The organism is Nocardioides kribbensis (genome assembly GCF_015070375.1).
GTDB lineage: Bacteria > Actinomycetota > Actinomycetes > Propionibacteriales > Nocardioidaceae > Nocardioides > Nocardioides kribbensis.
On the sequence record NZ_JADCLL010000003.1, the window covers coordinates 35,707 to 58,129 of the forward strand.

19 protein-coding genes are annotated in these 22,423 nt (G+C 75.0%); 12 read left to right on the forward strand and 7 right to left on the reverse strand.

Annotated elements, in window-relative coordinates:
* Window positions 1-23 precede the first annotated feature (23 nt).
* A complete protein-coding gene (locus IR170_RS09125; protein ID WP_193662161.1) occupies window positions 24-1,070 on the reverse strand; it encodes a GNAT family N-acetyltransferase in 1,047 nt (348 codons plus the stop codon).
* 140 nt (window positions 1,071-1,210) lie between these two features.
* Here IR170_RS09125 and IR170_RS09130 point away from each other — a divergent pair, with 140 nt between their 5' ends.
* The 4 genes from IR170_RS09130 to IR170_RS09145 all read left to right on the forward strand — a co-directional run bounded on the left by IR170_RS09130 (window position 1,211) and on the right by IR170_RS09145 (window position 5,728).
* Window positions 1,211-2,239 carry a GNAT family N-acetyltransferase gene (locus IR170_RS09130; protein WP_193662162.1) on the forward strand — a complete coding sequence of 343 codons (1,029 nt, stop codon included), beginning with the start codon at window positions 1,211-1,213 and terminating at the stop codon, window positions 2,237-2,239.
* A 150-nt stretch (window positions 2,240-2,389) separates the two neighbouring features.
* Entirely contained in the window at window positions 2,390-3,538 is a 1,149-nt protein-coding gene (locus tag IR170_RS09135; protein WP_056904701.1) for an acyl-CoA dehydrogenase family protein, read from the forward strand.
* 85 nt (window positions 3,539-3,623) lie between these two features.
* Window positions 3,624-5,177: a S28 family serine protease gene (locus IR170_RS09140; RefSeq protein WP_193662163.1), complete on the forward strand. Its 1,554-nt coding sequence runs from the start codon at window positions 3,624-3,626 to the stop codon at window positions 5,175-5,177.
* The gene (locus tag IR170_RS09145) at window positions 5,174-5,728 is read left to right on the forward strand and encodes a GNAT family N-acetyltransferase (protein ID WP_319804987.1); all 555 of its coding nucleotides are present in this window, start codon (window positions 5,174-5,176) and stop codon (window positions 5,726-5,728) included. The genes IR170_RS09140 and IR170_RS09145 overlap by 4 nt, the downstream gene beginning before the upstream one ends.
* A gap of 547 nt (window positions 5,729-6,275) precedes the next feature.
* On the opposite strand, the gene IR170_RS09150 is transcribed toward IR170_RS09145, so the two are convergent.
* Both IR170_RS09150 and IR170_RS09155 read right to left on the reverse strand, forming a co-directional pair.
* The gene (locus IR170_RS09150; RefSeq protein ID WP_193662164.1) at window positions 6,276-7,826 is read right to left on the reverse strand and encodes a serine/threonine-protein kinase; all 1,551 of its coding nucleotides are present in this window, start codon (window positions 7,824-7,826) and stop codon (window positions 6,276-6,278) included.
* A gap of 154 nt (window positions 7,827-7,980) precedes the next feature.
* The gene (locus IR170_RS09155; protein ID WP_227488980.1) at window positions 7,981-8,562 is read right to left on the reverse strand and encodes a mycothiol transferase; all 582 of its coding nucleotides are present in this window, start codon (window positions 8,560-8,562) and stop codon (window positions 7,981-7,983) included.
* A gap of 48 nt (window positions 8,563-8,610) precedes the next feature.
* Here IR170_RS09155 and IR170_RS09160 point away from each other — a divergent pair, with 48 nt between their 5' ends.
* Complete coding sequence (locus IR170_RS09160) at window positions 8,611-9,081, forward strand: DinB family protein (protein WP_193662165.1); 471 nt, start codon at window positions 8,611-8,613, stop codon at window positions 9,079-9,081.
* Between the two features lie 28 nt (window positions 9,082-9,109).
* On the opposite strand, the gene IR170_RS09165 is transcribed toward IR170_RS09160, so the two are convergent.
* Entirely contained in the window at window positions 9,110-11,284 is a 2,175-nt protein-coding gene (locus tag IR170_RS09165; RefSeq protein ID WP_193662166.1) for a PAS domain-containing sensor histidine kinase, read from the reverse strand.
* Window positions 11,285-11,501: 217 nt separating this feature from the next.
* Complete coding sequence (locus IR170_RS09170) at window positions 11,502-11,885, reverse strand: helix-turn-helix domain-containing protein (RefSeq protein ID WP_193662167.1); 384 nt, start codon at window positions 11,883-11,885, stop codon at window positions 11,502-11,504.
* 201 nt (window positions 11,886-12,086) lie between these two features.
* On the opposite strand from IR170_RS09170, the gene IR170_RS09175 reads away from it, so the two are divergent.
* A complete protein-coding gene (locus IR170_RS09175; RefSeq protein WP_193662168.1) occupies window positions 12,087-12,638 on the forward strand; it encodes a phosphate-starvation-inducible PsiE family protein in 552 nt (183 codons plus the stop codon).
* Between the two features lie 30 nt (window positions 12,639-12,668).
* On the opposite strand, the gene ychF is transcribed toward IR170_RS09175, so the two are convergent.
* Window positions 12,669-13,745: a redox-regulated ATPase YchF gene (gene ychF, locus IR170_RS09180; protein ID WP_193662169.1), complete on the reverse strand. Its 1,077-nt coding sequence runs from the start codon at window positions 13,743-13,745 to the stop codon at window positions 12,669-12,671.
* A gap of 141 nt (window positions 13,746-13,886) precedes the next feature.
* Complete coding sequence (locus tag IR170_RS09185; RefSeq protein WP_056904709.1) at window positions 13,887-14,387, reverse strand: pyridoxamine 5'-phosphate oxidase family protein; 501 nt, start codon at window positions 14,385-14,387, stop codon at window positions 13,887-13,889.
* Window positions 14,388-14,643: 256 nt separating this feature from the next.
* Here IR170_RS09185 and IR170_RS09190 point away from each other — a divergent pair, with 256 nt between their 5' ends.
* The 6 genes from IR170_RS09190 (at window position 14,644) to IR170_RS09215 (ending at window position 22,396) form a co-directional block, all read left to right on the forward strand.
* Window positions 14,644-16,389 carry a PHA/PHB synthase family protein gene (locus tag IR170_RS09190; RefSeq protein WP_227488982.1) on the forward strand — a complete coding sequence of 582 codons (1,746 nt, stop codon included), beginning with the start codon at window positions 14,644-14,646 and terminating at the stop codon, window positions 16,387-16,389.
* On the forward strand, window positions 16,386-17,285 hold the full coding sequence (phaZ, locus tag IR170_RS09195) for a poly(3-hydroxyalkanoate) depolymerase (protein ID WP_319804988.1): 900 nt from the start codon (window positions 16,386-16,388) through the stop codon (window positions 17,283-17,285). Before IR170_RS09190 ends, phaZ begins: the two co-directional genes overlap by 4 nt.
* A complete protein-coding gene (locus IR170_RS09200) occupies window positions 17,282-18,604 on the forward strand; it encodes an acyl-CoA dehydrogenase family protein (protein WP_193662170.1) in 1,323 nt (440 codons plus the stop codon). The genes phaZ and IR170_RS09200 overlap by 4 nt, the downstream gene beginning before the upstream one ends.
* 150 nt (window positions 18,605-18,754) lie before the next feature.
* Window positions 18,755-19,969, forward strand: a complete 1,215-nt coding sequence (locus IR170_RS09205) for a cysteine desulfurase-like protein (RefSeq protein ID WP_193662171.1) — start codon at window positions 18,755-18,757, stop codon at window positions 19,967-19,969.
* Window positions 19,970-20,085: 116 nt separating this feature from the next.
* Window positions 20,086-20,856: an exodeoxyribonuclease III gene (locus tag IR170_RS09210; RefSeq protein WP_056862229.1), complete on the forward strand. Its 771-nt coding sequence runs from the start codon at window positions 20,086-20,088 to the stop codon at window positions 20,854-20,856.
* A 463-nt stretch (window positions 20,857-21,319) separates the two neighbouring features.
* Entirely contained in the window at window positions 21,320-22,396 is a 1,077-nt protein-coding gene (locus IR170_RS09215) for a DNA recombination protein RmuC (protein WP_193662172.1), read from the forward strand.
* Window positions 22,397-22,423: the final 27 nt, after the last annotated feature.

A 22,423-nucleotide genomic window follows, 5' to 3' on the forward strand; every position in this document is an offset into this window, starting at 1 on the left:
GGACGCCCCGCCGACCCGGCCCCTCAACGGGCGGCGGCCGGCTCCGACACCGCGGCCCGCTCCTCGGCGGCGACCTCGCGGTGGTGGCGGCGCACGAGGGCGGCGCGCACGGCCACCCGGCCCCGGGCGGTGCGGGCGTGGGCGATGCTCTCGATCATCGGCTCGCGGGTGGCGAAGCGGCCCTTGTAGCCCTCGTCGCCGCGCAGGAAGCGGAACTCGCGCAGCCCCGACTCCAGGGCGGCGCGGATGATGCGCACCATGAGCACGAAGCCGACCGACTCGTGGTCGTGGTCGGGGTCACGGCCCAGCTGGTAGCAGTACGACGCCCCCGCGAACTCGAAGACCAGCGCCGTGGCCACCGGCCGGCCCGCGATCTCCAGGAACCACAGCCGCAGCCAGCCCTGGGCCAGCGCGGCGCGGGCGAAGGCGGCGGTGAAGCCGCCCTGCCGCTCGTCGAGCAGCGGGCTCTCGCCCTCCCAGCGGCGCGCGTGCAGGTCGAAGAGCGTGGCCAGGTCGGCCTCGATGGTCGCCGTGGTGGCCAGCCGGTAGGTGACGTCGTGGGCGCCCTCCAGCTTGGCGGTCTTGCGGCGCATCTGGGCGCGCAGGTTGCGGCTGCGCGAGGCGAGGAAGGACTCCCAGTCGTCGTGCTCCACGAGGTCGACCACCGGGCTGACCTCGCTGCTCACCTGACGCCCGCCGAGCGGCTGCCACCACGGCTCGTCGAGCGGCATGTCCTGGAGCAGCACCACGTCGGCGCGGACCCGTCCGCCCTCGAGGGCCTCGCGCAGCAGCGCCTGGGCGCGCGGGCGGTGCTCGGGGGCGCAGACGGGGCCGAGCTGGTCGGCCGGGCCGTGGCCGATGAAGCGGGCCTGGCGCAGCACCCGGCCGGTGACCACCAGCGGCAGCACCACCGTGGGGTCGGCGAGGTCGTCGCACAGCACGTCGGCCTGCGCCCCATCGCCGTAGAAGTCCCACCAGCACGACGCCCAGGTGTGGGTGGCGAAGAGGTTGCCGGCGTCGTGCGCCAGACGGTTCCACGCGGCCGGGGAGGGGCCGGCGGTCAGAGGCATGCGCGGAGTCTAGGGTCCGCGCGGCCCCACCGTGGGGCGTTGGGCCTCTACCCGACCACCGGGGTGAGGTGCGCCCCGCACGTGCCGCGGGCGCTCCACCCGCGGCCCGACCGGCCGCGGCTCCTGCCTAGGCTTGCCCGATGCGCACGGCAGCGGCACCCGACCTCGGCGCGGTGCGCCGGCTGCAGGGAGCGGCCACCTCGGTGGTGCAGGACGCCGAGTGGCTCGAGAGCTGCGCCGCCGTCTTCGCCGAGCCCCGCCGCACCCGCGTCGTCGCCGTCGACGGCGCGGTGGCCGTGCTCGCCCACGGCGGGCCCCGCGCCCCGTGGTGGGAGGTGCCCGGCGCGGTCGAGGTCACCGAGCCCGTCGACGTGCTCGCCGCCGACGCCGACGCCGCCGCCCGGCTCGCCGAGGCCCTCGCCGCGCAGGCGCTGCCGCTGATGCTGCGACGGGTGCCGCGCGACTCCCCCGTCGTCGACGCGCTCGAGCGGGCCTACGGACCCCGCGCCGTGCGGGTGCGGCGCGACGGGCCCGGCACGCCGTACGTCGACCTCGCGGGGCTGGACGCGCCCGACGCGGTGCTCAACTCCGGGCGCCGCTCCGACCTGCGCCGGGCCCGCCGCCGCGCCGAGGCCCTCGGGCCGGTCGGCGCGCAGGTGCACGCGCCCGGGCCCGGGGAGGTCGACGCGCTGCTCGACGCCGCCCTGGCCGTGGAGCTGCGCAGCTGGAAGGGCCCGGCGGGCACGGCCCTGCTGCGCGACCCGGTGCGCGAGGGGTTCTACCGCCGCTACGCCCGGGCCGCGGCCGGCGCCGGCGTGCTGCGCGTGGCGCTGCTGCACGTGGGCGACGACCTCGCCGCGATGCAGCTGGCCGTGGAGCGCCACGGGGCGCTGTGGCTGCTGAAGATCGGCTACGACGAGGCTTTCGCCCGGGTCTCCCCGGGCCAGCTGCTCCTGGCCGAGGTGATCGGCTGGAGCCTGGGGCGCGGACTGGACCGCGTCGAGATGCTCGGCCAGGAGGAGGCGTGGACACGGGTGTGGACCCCCCGCGTGCGTCCCCACGTGCAGCTCGGCCTCTTCCCGCGCTCGTCGCGCGGACTGGCCGCGCTCGGGGTCGGCGCGGCCCAGCAGACCCGGCGTCGGGTCTCCGACCGGCTCGCCCGCGGCTGAGCCGCCCGGGTCGCCGAAGGGCGCCGCGGGCGGTGCCGCGACGCGTGCGACACGGCGTCGGGCGAACCTCGGCGTACCTCTTGAACTGTGACAGTACCGCTGTCACAGTAGGGCGTGCAGGCACCGTCCCGACCCCCGAGAGGCCGCCCCATGAGCACCGCCAGCTCCATCTACGAGACCGAGCACGACGACTTCCGCGCCATGGTGCGCTCCTTCATGGAGAAGGAGGTCGTGCCCTTCCACGAGCAGTGGGAGAAGGACGGCCAGGTCAGCCGCGAGGTGTGGACCAAGGCCGGCGCGCAGGGCCTGCTATGCTTCGACGTCGACGAGCAGTACGGCGGCATGGGCATCCAGGACTTCCGCTACAACATGATCGTGGCGGAGGAGATCTCCAAGGTCGGCGCGAGCGGGCTCGGCTTCCCCGTGCACACCGACATCATCGTCCCCTACATCTCCTCCCTCGGCACCGAGGAGCAGAAGCAGCGCTGGCTGCCCGGCCTGGTCAGCGGCGAGCTGATCTCCTCGGTCGCGATGACCGAGCCCGGCGCCGGCTCCGACCTGCAGGGCATCAAGACCTCCGCGGTCGACAAGGGCGACCACTACGTGCTCAACGGGTCGAAGACCTTCATCTCCAACGGCATCATGAGCGACCTGGTCATCGTCGTCGCCCGCACCGACCCCGACGCCGGCCACCAGGGCATCAGCCTGCTCGTCGTCGAGCGCGGCATGGAGGGCTTCGAGCGCGGCCGCAACCTCGACAAGATGGGCCTCAAGGCCCAGGACACCGCCGAGCTGTTCTTCGACAACGTCATCGTGCCGAAGGAGAACCTGCTGGGCGAGGAGGGCCAGGGGTTCATCTACCTCATGGTCAACCTGCCGCAGGAGCGGATCTCCATCGCCGCCATCGCCGTCGCCGCCTGCGAGCACGTGCTCGACCTGTGCCTGTCCTACGCCAAGGAGCGCGAGGCCTTCGGCCGCCCGATCGGGAAGTTCCAGCACAACCGCTTCCTGCTGGCCGAGATGGCCACCGAGGTCCACATCGCGCGCGTCTTCGTCAACGACTGCGTGATGCGGCTCAACGCCGGCGACGTCGACACCTCGCTGGCCTCGATGGCCAAGTGGTGGACCACCGAGCTGCAGAAGAAGCTGGTCGACCAGGGCGTGCAGCTGCACGGCGGCTACGGCTACATGATGGAGTACCCCATTGCCAAGGCCTACGTCGACAGCCGCATCCAGACCATCTACGGCGGCACCACCGAGATCCAGAAGGAGATCGTCGGGCGCTCCCTCGGCATCTGAGCCACGCACGCCGGCGACGGCCTCGTCACGACGGGGGTGTCGCCGGCGTCTGCTTGGGTGGAGCCCCACGTCTCGGAGGTCCCCCGTGCCCCTCGCTCCTCCCCGCGCCCTGCGCCGCTCCCGGCGCCCCGGCGCCCCCCTCGTCGCCGGTCTCGTCGGTCCCGTCGCCGGTGCCGTCGTCTCCGGGTTGCTGCTCGGCGGTCTGCTGCCGGCCGGCCCGGGGGTCGCGGCCGCCCCGTCGACGTCCTCGGCGACGGCGGCCGACCGCCCGGTCCACGCGTCCGCCGAGGTCCGCCGGGCCCCGCGGCGCAGCCTGGAGGAGCGGATCGAGCGGCTGCCGCACGTCGTGGGCGTGAGCCGGCGCGGGCCGCGCGTGCTCGACGTACGGTTCCGCCAGCCGGTGGACCACACCGTGCGCGGCGGGCCGACCTTCGTGCAGCGGGTCGTGGTCACCCACCGCGGCGTGGGTCGGCCCACCGTCGTGACGACCAGCGGCTACTCCCTGCCCGGGCCCGCCCCGACCGAGCCCACGCGCCTGGTCGACGGCAACCAGGTCGGCTTCGAGCACCGCTTCTTCGGGCGCTCGCGCCCCACCGATCTCAGCCCCGAGTCGTGGCGCACCTACCTCACCCTCGAGCAGGCCGCCGCCGACGAGCACCGCATCATCGCCTCGCTGCGCCGCCTCTACCCGCGCCCGTGGCTGAGCACGGGCGTCTCCAAGGGCGGCATGGCCGCGGTCTACCACCGCAGGTCCTACCCCGACGACGTCGCCGGCACGATCCCCTACGGCGCACCCGACGACGTCGTCGACACCGACGACGCCTACAGCGACTTCCTGGACCGGGTCGGCACGAGCGCGGGCTGCCGCGACCGGCTCGTGGCCCTGCAGCGGGCCGTGCTGGTGCAGCGCGAGGCGCTGGCGCCCCGGTTGGCCGACCTCGGCCCCACGAAGATCCTGGGCGGGCCCGACCGGGCGCTGGAGTTCCTCGCCACCGACCTGGCCTTCGGCTTCTGGGCCTACCGCGGGCAGGAGGCCTGCCCGACGCTGCCGCGCGACCCCGCCGCCCTGAGCCCGCGACGGCTGTGGGCCGAGGTCATCGACGTCTCGCCCCCGATCGCCTACGTCGACCCCGTCCTGCGCCGCTACGCGCCCTACTACGTGCAGGCCGCCACCCAGCTGGGCTCACCGCAGCTCGACGAGTCGGCGCTGGCCGACCTCCTGCGCCATCCCGGCGCCAACACCGCCGCCGAGCTCGTGCCGCGACGGCTGCGCCCGCTCACGCTCGACCCCAGCGCCATGCCGGCGGTCGACGCGTGGGTGCGCGAGGAGGGGCAGCGGATGCTCTTCGTCGACGGCGGGGTCGACCCGTGGCACGCCGAGCCCTTCAGCTGCGGCGACGACCCGGCCGCCGCCGCGGCCCGCGCCTGCCTCACCACCGTCGTGCCCGGCGGCACCCACGGCGCGCCGATCGCCGACCTACCCGACGCCGAGCGCGACCGGCTGGTGCGCACGATCCGCCGGTGGGCCGGCCTGGCGACCTCGAGCGCCGACCTCGCCCCGCGGGGATGGGCCGTCGCCGAGGACGGCCCCACCCCTGCCCGCCTGAGGGGCCTCGCCCCGGCGCGGGTCCTGCGGTGAGCACCGGCCTCGAGCTGCGGGTGGCCGCCACGGGCGAGCTGGGCGCCGCGGAGCTGACCGCGCTGCGCGCGCTGTGGCACGACGCCTTCGACGGCGACTTCGCCGACACCGACGCCGACCACGCGCTCGGCGGCGTGCACGTGCTGGCCCACCTCGACGGGGTCCTGGTCGGCCACGCCAGCGTGGTGCCCCGCAGCATCCTGGTCGGCGAGGGCGACGCGCTCACCGTGTGGGACGCGGGCTACGTCGAGGCCGTCTGCACGCTAGGCCCGGTCCGCGGCCGCGGCGTGGGGCGCGCCGTGATGCGCGCCCTGCAGGAGGAGCTCGTCGCCCGTCACGACCTGGGCGTGCTGAGCACCGGGGTGCCGCTGTTCTACGAGTCGCTGGGGTGGCGCTCCTGGCGCGGCCCGTCGTACGCCGTGCGTGCGGGCGGGCGCCAGCGCACCCCCGAGGACGACGACGGCCTCATGGTGCTCGTCGTCGACCCCGACCGCCCGCTCGACCTCACCGCGCCCATCGCCTGCGGGGAGCGCCCCGGCGACGACTGGTGACGGCACCTGCGTGCGGCGGCCTGCCGGCGTCTGCGCAAGTAGCGCAATTGCGCGCGGGCGACCACGGCCCCGGCGGAGATTTGCGCGGTCCGTGCCTCGTGCGGGGCCCGGCGTCTGCGCAACTGGCGCAATTGCGTGCGGGCGACCACGGCCCCCGCGGAGGTTTGCGCGGTCCGTGCCAGGCGCGGGGCCCGGCGTCTGCGCAACTGGCGCAATTGCGTGCGGGCGACCACGGCCCCCGCGGAGGTTTGCGCGGTCCGTGCCAGGCGCGGGGCCCGGCGTCTGCGCAAGCAGCGCAATTGCGCGCGACCGGCCGCGGCCGCCGCAGAGGTTTGCGCGGTCTGTGCCGCGTGCGGGGCCCGGCGTCTGCGCAAGTGGCGCAATTGCGCGCGGGCGACCCCGCCCCCCACGGAGGTTTGCACGGCCCGTGCCAGGCGCGGGGCCCGGCGTCTGCCCGGGCAGCGCACTTGCGCGCGCAAGACGACGGCCACCGCACGAGTGGGCGCTGTCTGCGCAGCGCCGGGGCCGCGGGCGGTCGGGGGCCGGGTCAGCCGACGACGGCGTCGCCGACGATCAGCCAGGTGCCGTCGGTGGGCTGCAGGGTGAGTCGGCGCACCTCGCTCTGCTGGCCGCCCCCGGAGGAGTAGGTCAGCGACACGTCGACGGTGCGGCCCGAGCCCGACGTGCCCGTCACGGTGACGGCGTCGATGCCCGACCAGAAGGACGCGTAGTCGTCGTAGCTGCCGACCCGTGCCTGCAGCTGCGGCGACAGGGCCGGCCAGGTCTGCGACGGGTCGCCGGGCAGGGCTGCGTAGTAGGACTGCACGAAGGCGGCCGGGCTGCTGCTCGGGGCCTGGTCCGCGGGCGTCGGCGTCGGGGTCGGCGTGGGAGTGGGTGTCGGGGTCGGCGTGGGGGTCGGAGTCGGCGTGGGCGTGGGCGTGGGGGTCGGTGTGGGGGTCGGCGTCGGCGTGGCCGAGCGATCCCGCCCGTTGCCGTTGCCGTTGCCGTTGCCGGCGCCGTTGCCGGTGCGGGCGGAGGCCTGCTCGGCGCGACCGGCCTCGTCGACGCCGTCGTCGCCGACGACCAGTGCGACCGCTCCGCCGGCCAGGGCCAGCACGAGGAGCACGACCGCGGCGACGAGCCACGGCGCCCGACGCCGCCGCGAGCCGTCGTCCGAGGCCCCGGCCGGGGTCGGCGCCGGGACGGGCACCGGGGCCACGGCGGGCACGGTCCTCGTGGCGACCGCCTGGGTCGCGATCACCTGCGTGGCGTCGGCCCGGGCGGCGCCGGCGGGCACGGCGCGACCGGCGGCCAGCGCGCGCAGCGACTCCGCCGCCTCGGGCATGCTCGGGCGACGGGTGGGGTCGGGGTCCATCATCCGCTCGATCACGGGGCCCAGGGCCTGCGCGCGCTGCGGCGGCGGGGGCGGACCGTCGGCGATGCGAGCCAGCACCTCGAGCGCGCTGCCCTCGCCGTAGGCACGGCGGCCCTCGACCGCGGCGTAGAGCGTGGCGCCCAGGGCCCAGACGTCCGCGGCGGGCGTGGGGTCGCCGCCGCGCGCCAGCTCGGGCGCGAAGTAGGCGGGGGTGCCGAGCACCAGACCGGTGCCGGTGAGCTGGTCGTCGCCGGCGGTGCGGGCGATGCCGAAGTCGGAGATCTTGGCCGTGCCGTCGGAGGTCACCAGCACGTTGCCGGGCTTGACGTCGCGGTGCATGGTGCCGCGGGCGTGGGCCGCGGCGATGCCGTCGGCCACCTGGGCGCCGATCGCCGCCGCACGCCGGGGCGTCAGCGGGCCGTCCTGGTCGACGACCTCGGTGAGGTTGCGCGACGCGACGTACTCCATCACCAGCCACACCTCCCCGCCGTCCTCCACCGCGTCGAGCACCGAGACGACGTTGCGGTGGTTGAGCGCGGCGGCCGAGCGGGCCTCCCTCAGCGCGCGGGCGCCGTCGATCGCGACGCCCGGCAGCGCTCCCGCCCTCTTCACCGCGACGTCGCGGCCCAGGGTCTCGTCGTGGCACAGCCAGACCGCGCCCATCCCTCCACGGCCGATCTCGCGCACGATCCGGTAGCGGCCTGCGATGGGGTCCGGCGTCATCTGGCTCCTCCGTCGGGCCCGCGGCCCGGGGTCTGTCGGCGCGACGGGGGTCTCCCCGGCGCGTGGTCGACCACCCAGTGCACCACAGGCCGCCAAGCACGACGACCACCCCTGAGGGTGCCGCCTTACGGTGTACGTCACATCGTCAGGGGCCTCAGGCTCCCACCCAGTACGCCGGCGGGTCCTCCCCGACCCGGCCGTCGGCGGCCTCGCGCAACAGGTCGGCGTGGCCGGTGTGGCGGCCGTACTCCTCCAGCAGGTCGCACAGCAGCCGGCGCAGGCTGGCGTGCCGCCCGGCGTCGTCGGCCATCGCCACCTCCTGGTCGAGCCCGCCGGCGGCCAGAGCGGCGGCCAGGCGGACGCGCGAGCGCGCGACGGCGCCGTCGTAGAGCGCGTAGAGCACCGCGGGCGGCTCGTCGGCCGCGGACGTGAAGGACCAGTCGTCGCCGGGCGGCGCGGTCATCCCTGCGAAGTAGGCGTCCCAGGTCGGACCCAGCGGGTCGTCGGACAGGCGGCAGGCGAAGACGTCGTCCTCCACCAGGGCCAGGTGCTTGAGCAGGCCCCCCAGCGTCATGGCCGAGACGCCCAGCCGGGCGGACAGCCCGGCGGCGTCGAGACCCTCGGCCTTCCAGCGGAAGGTCGCCCGCAGCCGGTCGAGCGACCCGACGAGGTGGTCGACCTCGTCGCCGGCCGGCGGGATCTCCCAGGGCATCGCGGCAGCGTCGTGTCGGTCCATGGCCACACGCTAGGCCCGGGCGCCGACGTCCGTCGCTAGCCTGCCGTCATGGCCCCCTCCCCCCACGACGAGCGGGCGCTGCTCGCCGACGCCCTCGACCGCCAGCGCGAGGAGGTCGCGGCCATCCTCGACGGGCTCGACGACACGGCGGCCCGCGCGCGCCTCGTGCCCTCCGCGACCACGCCGCTGGGCCTGGTGAAGCACCTGACCTTCGTGGAGCGGGTCTGGTTCCACTCGCGCGTCGCCGGCGTGCCCCGCGCCGAGCTCGGCCTCCCCGACACCGTCGACGAGAGCTTCGTGATCGACGAGGAGGACACCGTCGCCTCGGTGCGCGCGACCTACCTCGCCGCCTGCGAGCGCTCGCGCGAGATCGCGGCCGGCCGCGACCTCGACGAGACCTACTCCTCCCACCACGGCGAGACCAGCCTGCGGGCGGTGCACCTGCACCTGCTCACCGAGCTGGCCCGCCACGCCGGGCACGGCGACATCCTGGTCGAGCTGCTCGGCTCCGAGGGCTGAGCCACGCGCGCACCAGCAGGCGTGGGAGTCACGTGGGGAGGACCGCCAGGCCCTCCCCACCCCCGGCCGGCTCGGACGCCGGAGCCCCGAGCGGCGACGACACCGCCGGCGACACCATCGAGGGCATCACCAGGGGCAGCACCACGGTCACCGTGGTGCCGACACCCGGCGCGGAGTCGACGCCGACCCGACCCCCGTGCAGCTCCACGATGGCCTGCACGATCGACAGCCCCAGACCCGTGCCCTGGATGGCGCGGAGGTTGGCCTCGGCCGAGCGGAAGAAGCGGGTGAAGAGCTGCGCCTGCTCCTCCTGGGCGATCCCGATGCCCGTGTCGCTGACGACCACCACGTGCTCGTCGGCCCCCCGCTCGACCGCCACGGTGACGGCGCCCCCGTCGGGGGTGAACTTCAGCGCGTTGCTCACCAGGTTGGTCACGGCCCGCTCCAGCTTGACCGCGTCGCCGCTGAGCTCGACCGGGCCGGGCGGCAGGTGGAGCGCGACGTCGAGCGAGCGCTCGGGCACGCAGTCGACGACCGCCGCCGAGGCGCGCGCCACGACGTCGCGCAGGTCGAGGCGCTCGACCTGGAGCCGCACGGTCGCCTCCTCCACGCTGGAGAGCATCAGCAGGTCCTCCACGAGCGCCGAGAGCCGGCGCGAGTTGCTGCTGATCCGGGTGAGCACGGCGCGCTGCGGCCCGGTGAGCTCGCCGACGTCGCCGTCCTCCAGCACCTCGGCGAAGCCCAGGATGCTGGTGATGGGGGTGCGCAGCTCGTGGCTGACCGTGGCGACCAGCTCGGTCTTGGTGCGCTCCAGCGCGCTGAGGCGCTCCACCGCCTCGCGCTCGGCCTCGAGGGTGGCCAGCAGTGAGCGGTGGGCGCGCTCGCGGTCGGTGACGTCCTCGGCCGTGGCGAGGTAGCCGGTCAGTCCGCCGAGCGAGTCGGGCACCGCGGTCAGCGTCATCCGCAGGATGCGCTCCTCCTCGCCCCGCCGCACGCGCCAGTGGGCGTCGCGCACCCCCTGGGCCACCGAGGCCCGGCAGATGTCGGCGAAGACCGGCGCCGCGCCCACGGCGTCGGCGTGCCGGCGCAGCTCCTCCTCGGCGAAGAGGGCGTCGGGCCGGCAGCCCACGACCTCGTCGGCGCGGCGGCCGAAGACCGCGGCGGCGCCGGGGTTGAAGAGGGTGACCGTGCCGTCGGCAGCGGTCGCCACCACGGCGGTGCCGGTGGCGGCGTCGACCAGGCGGATCATCGTCTCCCGCTCCTGCTCGGCGCAGGCGGTGGCCACCCGCTGCTGGGTGACCATCACCGACAGCGGGAGCAGGATCAGCCCGCAGTCGAGCAGGAAGAGCTGGAGCACCCCCAGCGACACCTCCGGCGGCAGGTCGAGCAGCGCCCCAGCCGCGGCGACCGGCCCGAGGCCGGCCGTGGTCAGGGTCGTGCTGACCACCGCCACCACCACGAGCACCACCATCGACTCGCGCAGGCTGCCGCGGAAGGCGTGCCAGGTGAACATCGGCATCACCGCGAAGATCAGCTGCGGCAGGTCGGTGGGCACGAAGACCGCCACCGTCGTGCCGACGGTGAGCGCGAGCTGCACCGCCCTCTCACCCGTCGAGGCCAGCGCCTGGAACTCCAGCTTGTCGAGGAAGAGCGGCACCAGCACGACCGCGGCCGCGGCGTGGGCGCCCCCCGCGGCCAGCGCCACGCGCCACGTGCTCTCGACCGGTGCCCCGGTGAGCAGCAGCGTCGTCACCCAGCCCGCCCCGGCGACGGCGGAGCCGACGGCGATGGCCCCGATCATGCGCGAGACGTCGCCCTGGTCGCGCAGCCGTGCGCGCCCGTCGGGGCGGCGGGCGACGAGGAGGGTCTCGGTGACCACGGCCCCGAGCACCGTCGAGACGCCGAGCCCGAGCGAGACTCCCCCGCCCGCGCCGTCGAGCAGGTGGGCCAGCACCAGGAGGCCGAGCAGCGCAGCGACGACGTGCGGCCTGCGCCGCGGCGGCGTCGTGAGGTAGAGCCCGGCGGCCAGACCGGCCGGGGGCCAGACCGTGGGGGTCAGGCTGTCGGCCGCCACGGTCTGCATCCCCGCGAGCGCGCCGAGGAGCACCGCGAGGAGCAGCAGGACCCGGCGGGGGGTGCCGTGGGTGACCGGGACGGGCGGTGCGAGGCGCGCCCGAGAGCGTCGCGCACTGGTCGTGGACATCGTGCCTCCGTGTGCTCGCCCTGCCGCGTCGCTCAGGGGGGTCGACGCACTCAGCGTCCGCGGTCACCGGTGGAGCCCGTACGGCGCCACCCCGCGGGGGCACCCCCTCCGATCGGCCGGTCGGGCCGCGGGGTGATCAGCCGGGTGGCGGGCGCCGTGCACCCGCTGGCGCACCCCGCCGGGCCACCCCGCGGCGCGGGCGACTCGTGGGCCCGGGCTAGGCCGTCGGCCCGGCCCCCGGCGTACAGCCCTGGCGCGGGGTGCGGGTGATCCCCCGGACCCGCCGCGACCGGGCCCAGGCGAGCACGGTGTCGCGCCGCAGCGAGGGCCCTCGCCCGGCGCGCTGCTCGACGTGGCCCGCGGCCACGGCTTCCCACAGTGCGTGCTCGGTGCAGTCGGCCAGGTCGGCGGCCTCGCGCCACGACACCCACCCCCGCCGCTCGGCGGCGTCGGCGCGCACGTGGGCGGCGTCGAAGACCCACCGCCCCTCGCGCTGCTCGGCCGGGATCCTCCCCCGCCGCGCCAGCCACACCGCCTGGCTCCGCGTCAGGCCGAGCACCTCGGCCGCCTGCCTGCTGTCGATCCACTCCCGAGAACGCACCCGAGAATAATTCCGTGCCACGTGCGGCGGACCGCACCCCAGCGGCGCCGGATCGCAGCAAGTCCTGCACCACCTGGCGCGCCCGGTCGAGGAGGGCCCGGCGGACCCTGGACAGACACGGCGAGGCCGGCGGGCCCGGCGCTGTCGGGTCTGCGCGCGGCGCGGGCGACGCCGCCGCCGTCGGGCTGCCATCATCAGCCGATGAGCACACGATCCAAGGACGCCCCGTCGAGCGAGGAACGCCGCGCCGAGGTCATCGACCGCGCCATCGGCTGGCTGGAGGACACCCTCTACGTCGTCATCGCCGTCGTCCTCGCCATCTGCGCCACGGCCCTGGTGGTCGACCTGGCCCGCGGCGTGCCCGACCTCTTCGTCACCGGCGGCCAGGCACCCGTGCTCGAGGTGCTCGACGCCGTCCTGCTGGTCTTCATCGTCGTGGAGCTGCTCTTCGCCGTGCGTGCGACGGTCGCGCGCCGCGAGCTCGTGGCGGAGCCCTTCCTCATCGTGGGCATCATCGCCTCGATCAAGGAGATCGTGGTCGTCTCGGTCAAGGCCGCCGAGGCCACCGGCAAGGGCGACGTCTTCCGCGACGACGTGACCCTCATCGGCGTGCTCGGCGTGCTGACCCTGCTGCTCGCGGCCGCGGCCTACCTGCTGCGGCGCAAGGAGCGCGAGCCCGACGAGGGCCGCGAGGACGACGACGCCGTGGCCGACAGCACCGCCTCGCCCGACAGCGAGCAGCACGCGTCCTGACCCGGCACGACGAGCGCCGGGTCGCGCGGGTCAGACGTTGAAGCGGAACTCCACCACGTCTCCGTCGGCCATGACGTAGTCCTTGCCCTCCATGCGCACCTTGCCGGCCTCCTTGGCCTTCTGCATGGTGCCGAGCTCCATGAGGTCGTCGAAGGAGACGATCTCGGCCTTGATGAAGCCGCGCTGGAAGTCGGTGTGGATCACGCCGGCGGCCTCGGGGGCGGTGGCGCCCTTCGGGATCGTCCAGGCCCGGGTCTCCTTGGGGCCGGCGGTGAGGTAGGTCTGCAGGCCGAGGGTGTCGAAGCCGACCCGGGCGAGCACGTCGAGGCCGGGCTCCTCGACGCCCATCTCCTCGAGCATGGCGCGGGCCTCGTCGTCGTCGCCGAGCTCGACGAGCTCGGACTCGAACTTCGCGTCGAGGAAGATCGCCTCGCTGGGGGCGACCAGGGCGCGCATGCGGTCCTTGAGCTCCTCGTCGGCCAGCTCGTCGGCGTCGCAGTTGAAGACGTAGATGAAGGGCTTGGCGGTCAGCAGCGACAGCTCGCGCACGAGTGCGCGGTCGACCTTCGTGTCGATCACCGGGGTGCCGGCCTCGAGGTGGCCGAGGGCCTCCTTGGCGGCCTCCAGGTTGGCGGTGACGGCCTTGTTGCCGCGCGCCTCCTTCTCCAGGCGCGGGATCGCCTTCTCCACCGTCTGCAGGTCGGCCAGGATCAGCTCGGTCTGGATGGTGGAGATGTCGTTGCCGGGGTTGACCTCACCGTCGACGTGGGTGACGTCCTCGTCGCGGAAGACGCGGGTGACCTGGCAGATCGCGGCCGACTCGCGGATGTGGGAGAGGAACTTGTTGCCCAGGCCCTCGCCCTCCGAGGCGCCGCGCACGATGCCGGCGATGTCGACGAACTCCACCGTCGCCGGCAGCACCTTGGCCGAGGAGAACACCTCGGCCAGCCGGGCCAGACGCCCGTCGGGCACCCCGACCACACCGACGTTGGGCTCGATGGTGGCGAAGGGGTAGTTCGCCGCGAGGACGTCGTTCTTCGTCAGGGCGTTGAAGAGGGTCGACTTGCCCGCGTTGGGGAGACCGACGATGCCGATGGTGAGTGCCACGGGCGGAGACTCTACGGGCGGGCGCCGACCCGGCCGCAATCGCGCCCGGGCCGGGCCGCCGCGCCCCCGGCCGGGCCGAGGCGGGCCCGGGGCCGACCCAGCGCGGGCTCAGCGCGGGCTCAGGGCGGGCTCAGGGCGGGCTCAGCGCAGGTCGACCTGCTCGTTGTCGCCCTCGATGCGCGAGCCGGTGAGCTTGGCCTTGACCAGGTTGGTCAGCGAGATGATCGTGCTGCCGCCCGGCGCCGACCAGTACTCCGCGGAGTCGGGGGTGACCTCGACGAGCACGTTCTCCGGGTTCTCCGGGCCGCCCTCGAGCCAGGAGTCGGTGAAGCTGCTCCACAGCTCCTTCAGCTTGGTCTCGTCGTTGACGACCGAGGCGGTGCCGGCCACCGAGACCCAGGAGCCGTTGTTGGAGTAGGACACGTTGACCCGGGAGTCGGCCACGAGGGCCTGGACCTTGTCGGAGCCGCGCTCGGCGATGAAGTAGAGGGTGCCGTCGAAGTCGACGTCCTGGGTGGCCATGGGCTTGCTGAGCAGCTTGCCGCTGGGGTCGAGGTAGGTCAGCATCGCGACCTTCGAGTCCTTCAGCAGCTCGACGACGCGCTGCTCCTGCTCGCTCGTGCTCTGGTCGTGGGCGCTCATGGTGCCTCCTGGGGATCGTGGGGCGGACAGGTCCTGCCCGCCCCTCGAACGTACGTCGACCCCGCGGCCCCCACCCTCACCCCGACGGGCCCCGCCCGGCCCGCCCCGCCCGACTGCGGACCCGCCCGCCGACCCGCCCGCCGACCCGCCCGCCGACCGCCCATCCGACCGGGTGGTCCAGTCCGGTGTGGCACCAGTCACACTGGGCGCAGCAGGGCCGGCGTACGTCGGCCACGCCCAGCCGCTCGGAGGCACGATGACCGATCTCAGCGCACGACCCGCCCGCGAGGCCGACCAGAGGATGCGCGAGGCCGGCGCCGCCGACGCCCCGGGCCCCGGCGAGCTCGCGACGCCCCTCGACCTGCTGCTCGCCGACGCCACGCGCGGCCCGCTGCGGCGGCTGCTGCCGGGCATGTCGGGGGTGCGCTTCGGGGTCGGGCTGGCCCGTCACCCGCGTCGGGTGGTCGTCCGCGTCGCCGGCCTGGGCGCCGAGCTGGCCAAGGTGCAGGTGGGCCGCTCCGAGCTGGCCCCGCACCCCAAGGACCGCCGCTTCAGCGACGAGGCGTGGGAGAAGAACCCCTTCTTCCGCCGCACCCTGCAGAGCTACCTCGCCACGGGCGCGGCGCTGCGCGGCCTGGTCGCCGACGCGGGCCTCGACCACGGCGACGGCCAGCGGATGGGCTTCGTGGTCGACAACCTCGTGGAGGCCTCTGCGCCCACCAACAACCCCGCGCTCAACCCGAAGGTGCTCAAGCGGGTCATCGACACCGGCGGCGGCAACCTCGTGGCCGGCGGGCGGCGCTTCGTGCGCGACTTCGCCACCGCACCGCGGGTGCCCTCGATGGTGGAGGCCGACGCCTTCGAGGTGGGCGAGGACATCGCGGTGACGCCCGGCGAGGTGGTGCTGCGCACCGACGTCTTCGAGCTGATCCAGTACACCCCGCAGACCACCAAGGTGCGCTCGGTGCCGCTGCTCATCGTGCCGCCGACGATCAACAAGTACTACGTCATCGACCTCGCCCCCGACCGCAGCCTGGTCGAGCACCTCGTGCGCGCCGGGCAGCAGGTCTACTGCATCTCGTGGCGCAACCCCGACGCCCGCCACGCCGACTGGGGCCTCGACACCTACGGCCAGGCCATCGTGGAGGCGATGGGCGCCGCCCAGGACATCGCCCGCCAGGAGCAGGTCGCGATCCTCGGCATCTGCTCCGGCGGCATGCTCGCCTCGATGGTGATGGCCCACCTCGCCGCCACCGGCGACCTCGACCGGGTCGCGGCCTTCAGCCTCGCCGTGACCGTGCTCGACCAGTTCGAGGCCGGGCTGCCCAGCGCGCTGCTCTCGCACAAGGGCGCCGCCGCCTCGACCCGCGCCTCGCGGGAGAAGGGCTACCTCGACGGCGCCGCGCTGGCCGAGATCTTCGCCTGGCTGCGGCCCAACGACCTGATCTGGAACTACTGGGTCAACAACTACCTGATGGGCCACGCCCCCAAGGCCTTCGACATCCTCTACTGGAACGCCGACCCCGTGCGGATGACCGCCGCCATGCACCGCGACTTCATGGACCTCGCGATCCGCAACGCGCTCACCGAGCCCGACGGCTCCACGATGCTCGGCTCGCCGGTCGACCTGGCCAAGGTCGACACCGACGCCTACGTCGTGGCCGGCATCGCCGACCACCTGTGCAAGTGGGAGTCGTGCTACCGCACCACCCAGCTCTTCGGCGGCGAGACCCGCTTCGTGCTCTCCACCAGCGGCCACATCGCCGCCATGGTCAACCCGCCCGGCAACGAGAAGGCCAGCTTCCAGACCGCCGAGGACAACCCCGACACGGCCGAGGCCTGGCTGACCGGGGCCCGCAAGGTGCGCGGCAGCTGGTGGGAGGACTACGCCGCCTGGCTGGCCGAGCGCACCGGCCCGGAGCGCAACCGGCCCCGCCGGCACGGCTCGGCCCGCTACGAGCCCGTGGGGGCCGCGCCCGGCGCCTACGTCCACGACCGGTGAGCCCCACGATGGCGACCCGGGGCCCCGGCGGGCCCGGCGGCCCGCGCGCCGACGACCGCGGCCCGGCCGCCCCCGACCGGATCCGCACCATCGCCGTACGCCGCATCCCGGTGCGGGTCTCCGTGCGCCCGGGCACCGGCGCGCTGACCGGCGAGCCGCCGCTGCTGCTGTGCAACGGCATCGGGGCCAGCCTGGAGGCGCTCCAGCCGCTGGTGGACTCCCTCGACCCCCGGCGCGGGGTGGTGCGCTTCGACGTGCCCGGCGTCGGGGGGTCGCCGGCGCCGCCGGTGCCCTACACGATGGCCGGCATCGCCTCCTGGCTCACCGCGCTCATGGACCGCCTGGGCCACCGGCGCTTCGACGTGCTCGGTCTCTCCTGGGGCGGCGGGCTGGCGCAGCAGCTGGCCTTCCAGTCGCCGCGACGGGTGCGCCACGTCGTGCTCGTGGCCACCGGCACCGGCTCGCTGATGGTGCCCGCCCACCCGCGGGTGCTCTCGCGGATGCTCACCCCCAAGCGTCACCGCGACGCGGGCTACGCCGCCTCGATCGCCGGCGACATCTACGGCGGCACCATGCGCACCGACCCCGCCCGTGGCGCCGCCCTGCTGCACGAGGCCACCCGCAGCGGCCCCCGCCGCGGCTACTACCTCCAGCTGCTCGCCGGCGCGGGCTGGTCGAGCCTGCCCGCGCTGCCCCTCCTGCGCCAGCGGGTGCTGGTGATGGCCGGCGACGACGACCCGATCATCCCGCTGGTCAACGCCCGCGTCATCGCCCGCCTCGTGCCGCGCTCGCAGCTGCACGTCTACCGTGGCGGCCACCTGGGGATCCTCACCGAGAGCGACGAGCTGGCCCCGCTGATCGACCACTTCCTCGACGACCAGGAGCCCGACCGATGAGCACCCCTCCCCCCACCTCCGGCACCGCGACCTCCGGCACCACGACCTCCGGCACCGCCACCGAGCACGCGGCCGAGGCCGCGGCACGGCCCGACGGCGACCTCAGCGGAGACCCGAGCACCACCGGCCTGGAGGGCGTGGAGCTCACCGACTCCCCCTTCTCGGACTTCCTCGGCTTCGAGCTGCTGCTCGAGGACGACGACCGCGAGCTGCTCGGCCGGGTGCGCGCCTTCATGAACCGCGAGGTCGAGCCGGTCATCAACGAGCACTGGACGCGCGGGGAGTTCCCCCACGAGCTGGTGCAGGGCATCGCCGACCTCGGCATCGCCGGCCTGGCCTACGACGCCCCGGGCTGCCCCGCCCGCGGCGCACTGGTCGACGGCCTCGTGGCCATGGAGCTGAGCCGCGTCGACCCCTCCATCGGCACCTTCATGGGCGTGCACGGCGGGCTGGCCATGGGCTCGATCGCGCTGTGCGGCTCCCCCGAGCAGCAGCAGCGGTGGCTGCCGGCGATGGCGCGCCTGGAGCTCATCGGCGCCTTCGGCCTCACCGAGCCCGAGACGGGCTCGGCCATCTCCCAGGGGCTGTCGACCACAGCGCGCCGCGACGGCGACGCCTGGGTGCTCAACGGCGAGAAGAAGTGGATCGGCAACGCCTCCTTCGCCGACCTCGTGGTCGTCTGGGCCCGCGACGAGGACGACGGCCAGGTCAAGGGCTTCGTGGTCGAGAAGGACACCGAGGGCATGACCTTCGACGTGCAGCGCGACAAGATCGCCCTGCGCGTGGTGCAGAACGCCGAGATCCACCTGCGCGACGTGCGGGTGCCGGAGGAGAACCGGCTGCAGGAGGCCCACTCCTTCCACGACACCTCCCAGGTGCTGCGGGTGACCCGCATGGGCGTGGCCTGGCAGGCCGCCGGCTGCGCGCGCGGCGCCTACGAGCACGCGCTGCGCTACACCAAGGCTCGCGAGCAGTTCGGGCGCCCGATCGCGTCCTTCCAGATGGTGCAGGACCTGCTGGTCAAGATGCTCTCCAACGTCACCGCCTCCACCGCGATGAACGTGCGCGCCTCGCAGCTGCAGGTCGCCGGTCTGCTGCGCGACGAGCACGCCTCGCTGTGCAAGGTCCACAGCACCGTGCGGATGCGCGAGACCGTCGGCTGGGCCCGCGAGGTGCTCGGCGGCAACGGGATCCTGCTCGAGCACCACGTGGGCCGCTTCGTCGCCGACGCCGAGGCCATCTACTCCTACGAGGGCACCCGCGAGATCAACACCCTCATCGTCGGTCGCGCGATCACCGGCGAGAGCGCCTTCGTCTGACGGGCGCGCCGCGCCGGCGGTGCGAGCGGAGGCCTCGCACGAGCGGGTCGAGGCCGGGCGGGTCGCGCAGGTGGGTCCCGCGGGCGGGTCCCGCGGGCGCGTCGGGGCCGCCCGAGCGATGGCGCGCAGGTGGTGCGTAGGTTCGGTCCCATGAGCCACGCACCCGTCCTGCGACCGATCCGCGACGACTTCCCGGCGCTGTCGCTGGGGGTGGCCCACTTCGACGGGCCGGGCGGCTCGCAGGTGCCGCGCGCGGTGGCCGACGCCGTCGCGGGCGCGATGACCGCGGGCCTCGGACAGCGTGGGAGCGACACCGCCACGGAGCGTCGTACCCAGGCGGTGGTGGCAGACGCCCGGGCCGCCGCCGGCGACCTGCTCGGCGCCGACCCGGCCGGCGTCGTCTTCGGCCGCTCGATGACCCAGCTGACCTTCGACCTGGCCCGCACGCTCGCGCGCGGGTGGGCGCCCGGCGACGAGGTGGTGGTCAGCCGCCTCGACCACGACGCCAACGTCAGGCCCTGGGTCATCGCCGCCGAGCGCGCCGGCGCCACCGTGCGCTGGCTCGACCTCGACCCCGTCACCGGCGAGCTCGACGACCCCGCCACCGCCATCGGCCCCCGCACCCGGCTGGTCGCGGTCACCGCGGCGTCCAACCTGATCGGCACCCGCCCCGACGTCGCCGCCGTCACCCGGGCCGCCCGCGAGGTCGGGGCGCTGTCGTACGTCGACGCCGTCCACCTGGTGCCCCACGCGGCCGTCGACGCGACCGCCCTCGGCGCCGACGTCGTCGTCTGCTCGCCCTACAAGCTCTTCGGTCCGCACCTCGGCGTGCTCGCCGCGCCGCCCGCGCTGCTGGAGCGGCTGCACCCCGACAAGCTGCTCCCCTCGACCGATGCCGTGCCGGAGCGCTTCGAGCTCGGCACGCTGCCCTACGAGCTGCTGGCCGGCGTCACCGCCGCCGTGGACTACGTCGCCGGTCTCGTCGAGGCCTCCTCGGTGCCCGCCGAGCTGACCCGGCGCGAGCGGGTCGTGGCCTCGATGGGCGCCGTCGAGCGCCACGAGGAGACGCTGCTGGCCCGGCTGCTCGACGGTCTCGCCGCGCTGCCCGGCGTCACGCTCGTCGGCTCCCCGGCCCACCGCACGCCCACCGTGCTCTTCTCCGTCGCCTGCCACCCCGGACCCCGTGTGCACGCCCACCTCGGGGCGCTCGGCGTCAACGCCCCCGCCGGCAACTTCTACGCCCTCGAGACCTCCCGGCGCCTCGGGCTCGGCGACGAGGGGGCCGTGCGCGCCGGGCTCGCGGCCTACAGCAGCGACGACGACGTCGACCGGCTGCTGGCCGGGGTCTCCGCGCTGGTGCGCTGACCGGCTGGGGCGCCGACCAGCTGGAGCGCTGACCCGGCGGCGTACCGACCCGGGCCCGCCGGACCGGGGCCCACCCGGGCGCCCGCGGCGTCGGTGGCGGCGCCTAGGTTGTCAGGGTGCGCCTCGCGACCTGGAACGTCAACTCCCTCCGCTCCCGCATCGAGCGCGTCGAGGCCTTCGTGCAGCGCCACGACGTCGACGTGCTGGCCCTGCAGGAGACCAAGGCCCGCGAGGAGCAGCTGCCGCTGATGGGGCTGCAGTCGCTGGGCTACGAGGTGGCCTCGGTCGGCTACAGCCAGTGGAACGGCGTGGCCCTGCTCAGCCGCGTCGGCCTCGAGGACGTGCAGGTCGGCTTCGAGGGCATGCCGGGCTACGGCGACCCCGTGGCGCCCGAGGCCCGCGCGATCGGCGCCGTCTGCGGCGGGGTGCGGGTGTGGTCGCTCTACGTGCCCAACGGCCGCAAGCCCGACGACCCGCACTACGTCTACAAGCTCGACTGGCTGGCGCGGCTGCGCGAGGCCTCCCGCTCCTGGCTGGGCGAGGACACCGCGCTGGTCGGCGACTGGAACATCGCGCCGCTCGACTCCGACGTCTTCGACATCGAGCAGTTCCGCCGCTCCACCCACGTCACCCCGCCCGAGCGCGCGGCCTTCCAGGGCTTCCTCGACGACGGCTACGCCGAGGTCACCCGCGAGCACGCCCCCGGCTACACCTACTGGGACTACTACCGCCAGCGCTTCGAGCGCGACCGCGGCCTGAAGATCGACTTCGTCCTCGGCTCCCCCGGCCTGGCCGCCCGCACCACCGGCGCCTTCATCGACCGCGATGAGCGCGCCGGCACCGGCGCCTCCGACCACGCCCCCGTCGTCGTCGACCTCGCCGACTGAGCCCCACCTGCCCCGGCCGGCCCCGCGCGCGAGCCGCCCCCTCCAGCCCCTCCTGTCACACCGGTCGGCCCGGACCCGCACCTGTCGGCCCGTGCGTCGGCCGACCGGTGCGGGTTTCACCAGCCGGCCGGTGAAACCCGCGACCGCCCCGCCGCGTGACGCCCCGCGGAGGTCGCCGTACCGGAGGCTCCGGCCGGAAATGGCGCCAGACGACGACCCCGGGGCCGGCCGAGCTGTCGTAAGCCGCCACTTCCCGCACCCCACCGCGCGCCCCGGGGGACGTCGAGCGCCGAGCCCCACCCGTCACCTCAGCCCCACCGGTCGGCCCGGACCCGCACCTGTCGGCCCACGCGTCGGCCGACAGGTGCGGGTTTCGCCAGCCGACCGGTGAAACCCGCGACCGCCCGCGACCACCCCCGCCCGTCCCCACCCCACTGTCGGTGGCGTACCGCATGCTGCGGGCATGGAGATCACGACGGTGCTGGGGGTGCTCGGGGCGGGGCTGGTGCTGGGGCTGGGCCTCGGGGTGGCCCTGGGGGTGCTGTGGGCCCGGTCGCGGCCCGAGCACGTGGGCGCGCTGGGCCAGGGGCTGGTGGAGCAGGCCGAGGTGATGCAGGGGCTCGACCGGCTCAGCGACCAGCTGGTCGACCTGGAGCACCAGCGCGCGACGTGGCAGGGCCAGCTGCGCGAGCAGGTGGCCGACGTGCGCCACTCCACCGACGTGCTGCGCCGCGAGACCCAGTCGCTGTCCACGGCGCTGCGCAAGCCGCAGGTGCGCGGGCGCTGGGGCGAGCTGCACCTGCGCCGCGCCGTCGAGCTGGCCGGCCTGGTCGACCGGTGCGACTTCAGCGAGCAGCACCGCCTCGACGACGGCGCACGACGCCCCGACCTGGTGGTGCACCTGGTCGGCGAGCGCCACGTCGTCATCGACGCCAAGGTCCCGCTCGACGCCTACCTCGACGCCACCTCCACCGACGACGAGACCGAGCACGCCGCCCACCTCCAGCGCCACGCCCGCCAGCTGCGGGCCCACGTGGCGCTGCTGTCGTCGAAGGCCTACTGGCGCTCGCTGCCCGAGACCCCGGAGTTCGTGGTGCTCTTCGTGCCGGCCGAGTCGTTCCTGGCCGCCGCGCTCCAGGCCGACCCCGGGCTCATCGAGCACGCCGCCGAGCGGCAGGTCGTGCTGGCCACCCCGACCACCCTCATCGCGCTGCTGCGCACCGTGGCCCACGGCTGGAGCCACGAGGTGCTCGCCGAGCGGGCCGCCGAGATCCACCGCCTCGGGCGCGACCTGCACTCCCGGGTCGCCACGCTGGGCGGCCACCTCGACCACGTCGGCCGCTCCCTCAACGCCGCGGTGGGCCACTACAACTCCGCGGTCGGCTCGCTGGAGTCGCGCGTGCTCGTCACCACCCGCCGCTTCGCCGACCTGGGTGTCACCGACGACCCGCTGCCGACGCCGCGCACCGTGGAGCTGCGCGCCGTCGACCGGCGCGCCGCCCCCGAGGAGCCCGACGAGCGCCCTAGCGTGGCGTGGTGACCGGTCGCTCCCGGCCCGTCACCGAGG

Bases quoted from the DNA above. Each gene is read 5' to 3' on its own strand.
- IR170_RS09150 (WP_193662164.1), bottom strand. From the start codon at position 7,826: ATGACGCCGGACCCCATCGCAGGCCGCTACCGGATCGTGCGCGAGATC.
- IR170_RS09205 (WP_193662171.1), top strand. From the start codon at position 18,755: ATGAGCCACGCACCCGTCCTGCGACCGATCCGCGACGACTTCCCGGCG.
- IR170_RS09175 (WP_193662168.1), top strand. From the start codon at position 12,087: ATGAGCACACGATCCAAGGACGCCCCGTCGAGCGAGGAACGCCGCGCC.
- IR170_RS09155 (WP_227488980.1), bottom strand. From the start codon at position 8,562: ATGGACCGACACGACGCTGCCGCGATGCCCTGGGAGATCCCGCCGGCC.
- IR170_RS09130 (WP_193662162.1), top strand. From the start codon at position 1,211: ATGCGCACGGCAGCGGCACCCGACCTCGGCGCGGTGCGCCGGCTGCAG.
- IR170_RS09160 (WP_193662165.1), top strand. From the start codon at position 8,611: ATGGCCCCCTCCCCCCACGACGAGCGGGCGCTGCTCGCCGACGCCCTC.
- IR170_RS09185 (WP_056904709.1), bottom strand. From the start codon at position 14,387: ATGAGCGCCCACGACCAGAGCACGAGCGAGCAGGAGCAGCGCGTCGTC.
- IR170_RS09215 (WP_193662172.1), top strand. From the start codon at position 21,320: ATGGAGATCACGACGGTGCTGGGGGTGCTCGGGGCGGGGCTGGTGCTG.
- IR170_RS09165 (WP_193662166.1), bottom strand. From the start codon at position 11,284: ATGTCCACGACCAGTGCGCGACGCTCTCGGGCGCGCCTCGCACCGCCC.
- IR170_RS09190 (WP_227488982.1), top strand. From the start codon at position 14,644: ATGACCGATCTCAGCGCACGACCCGCCCGCGAGGCCGACCAGAGGATG.
- IR170_RS09135 (WP_056904701.1), top strand. From the start codon at position 2,390: ATGAGCACCGCCAGCTCCATCTACGAGACCGAGCACGACGACTTCCGC.
- IR170_RS09125 (WP_193662161.1), bottom strand. From the start codon at position 1,070: ATGCCTCTGACCGCCGGCCCCTCCCCGGCCGCGTGGAACCGTCTGGCG.
- IR170_RS09200 (WP_193662170.1), top strand. From the start codon at position 17,282: ATGAGCACCCCTCCCCCCACCTCCGGCACCGCGACCTCCGGCACCACG.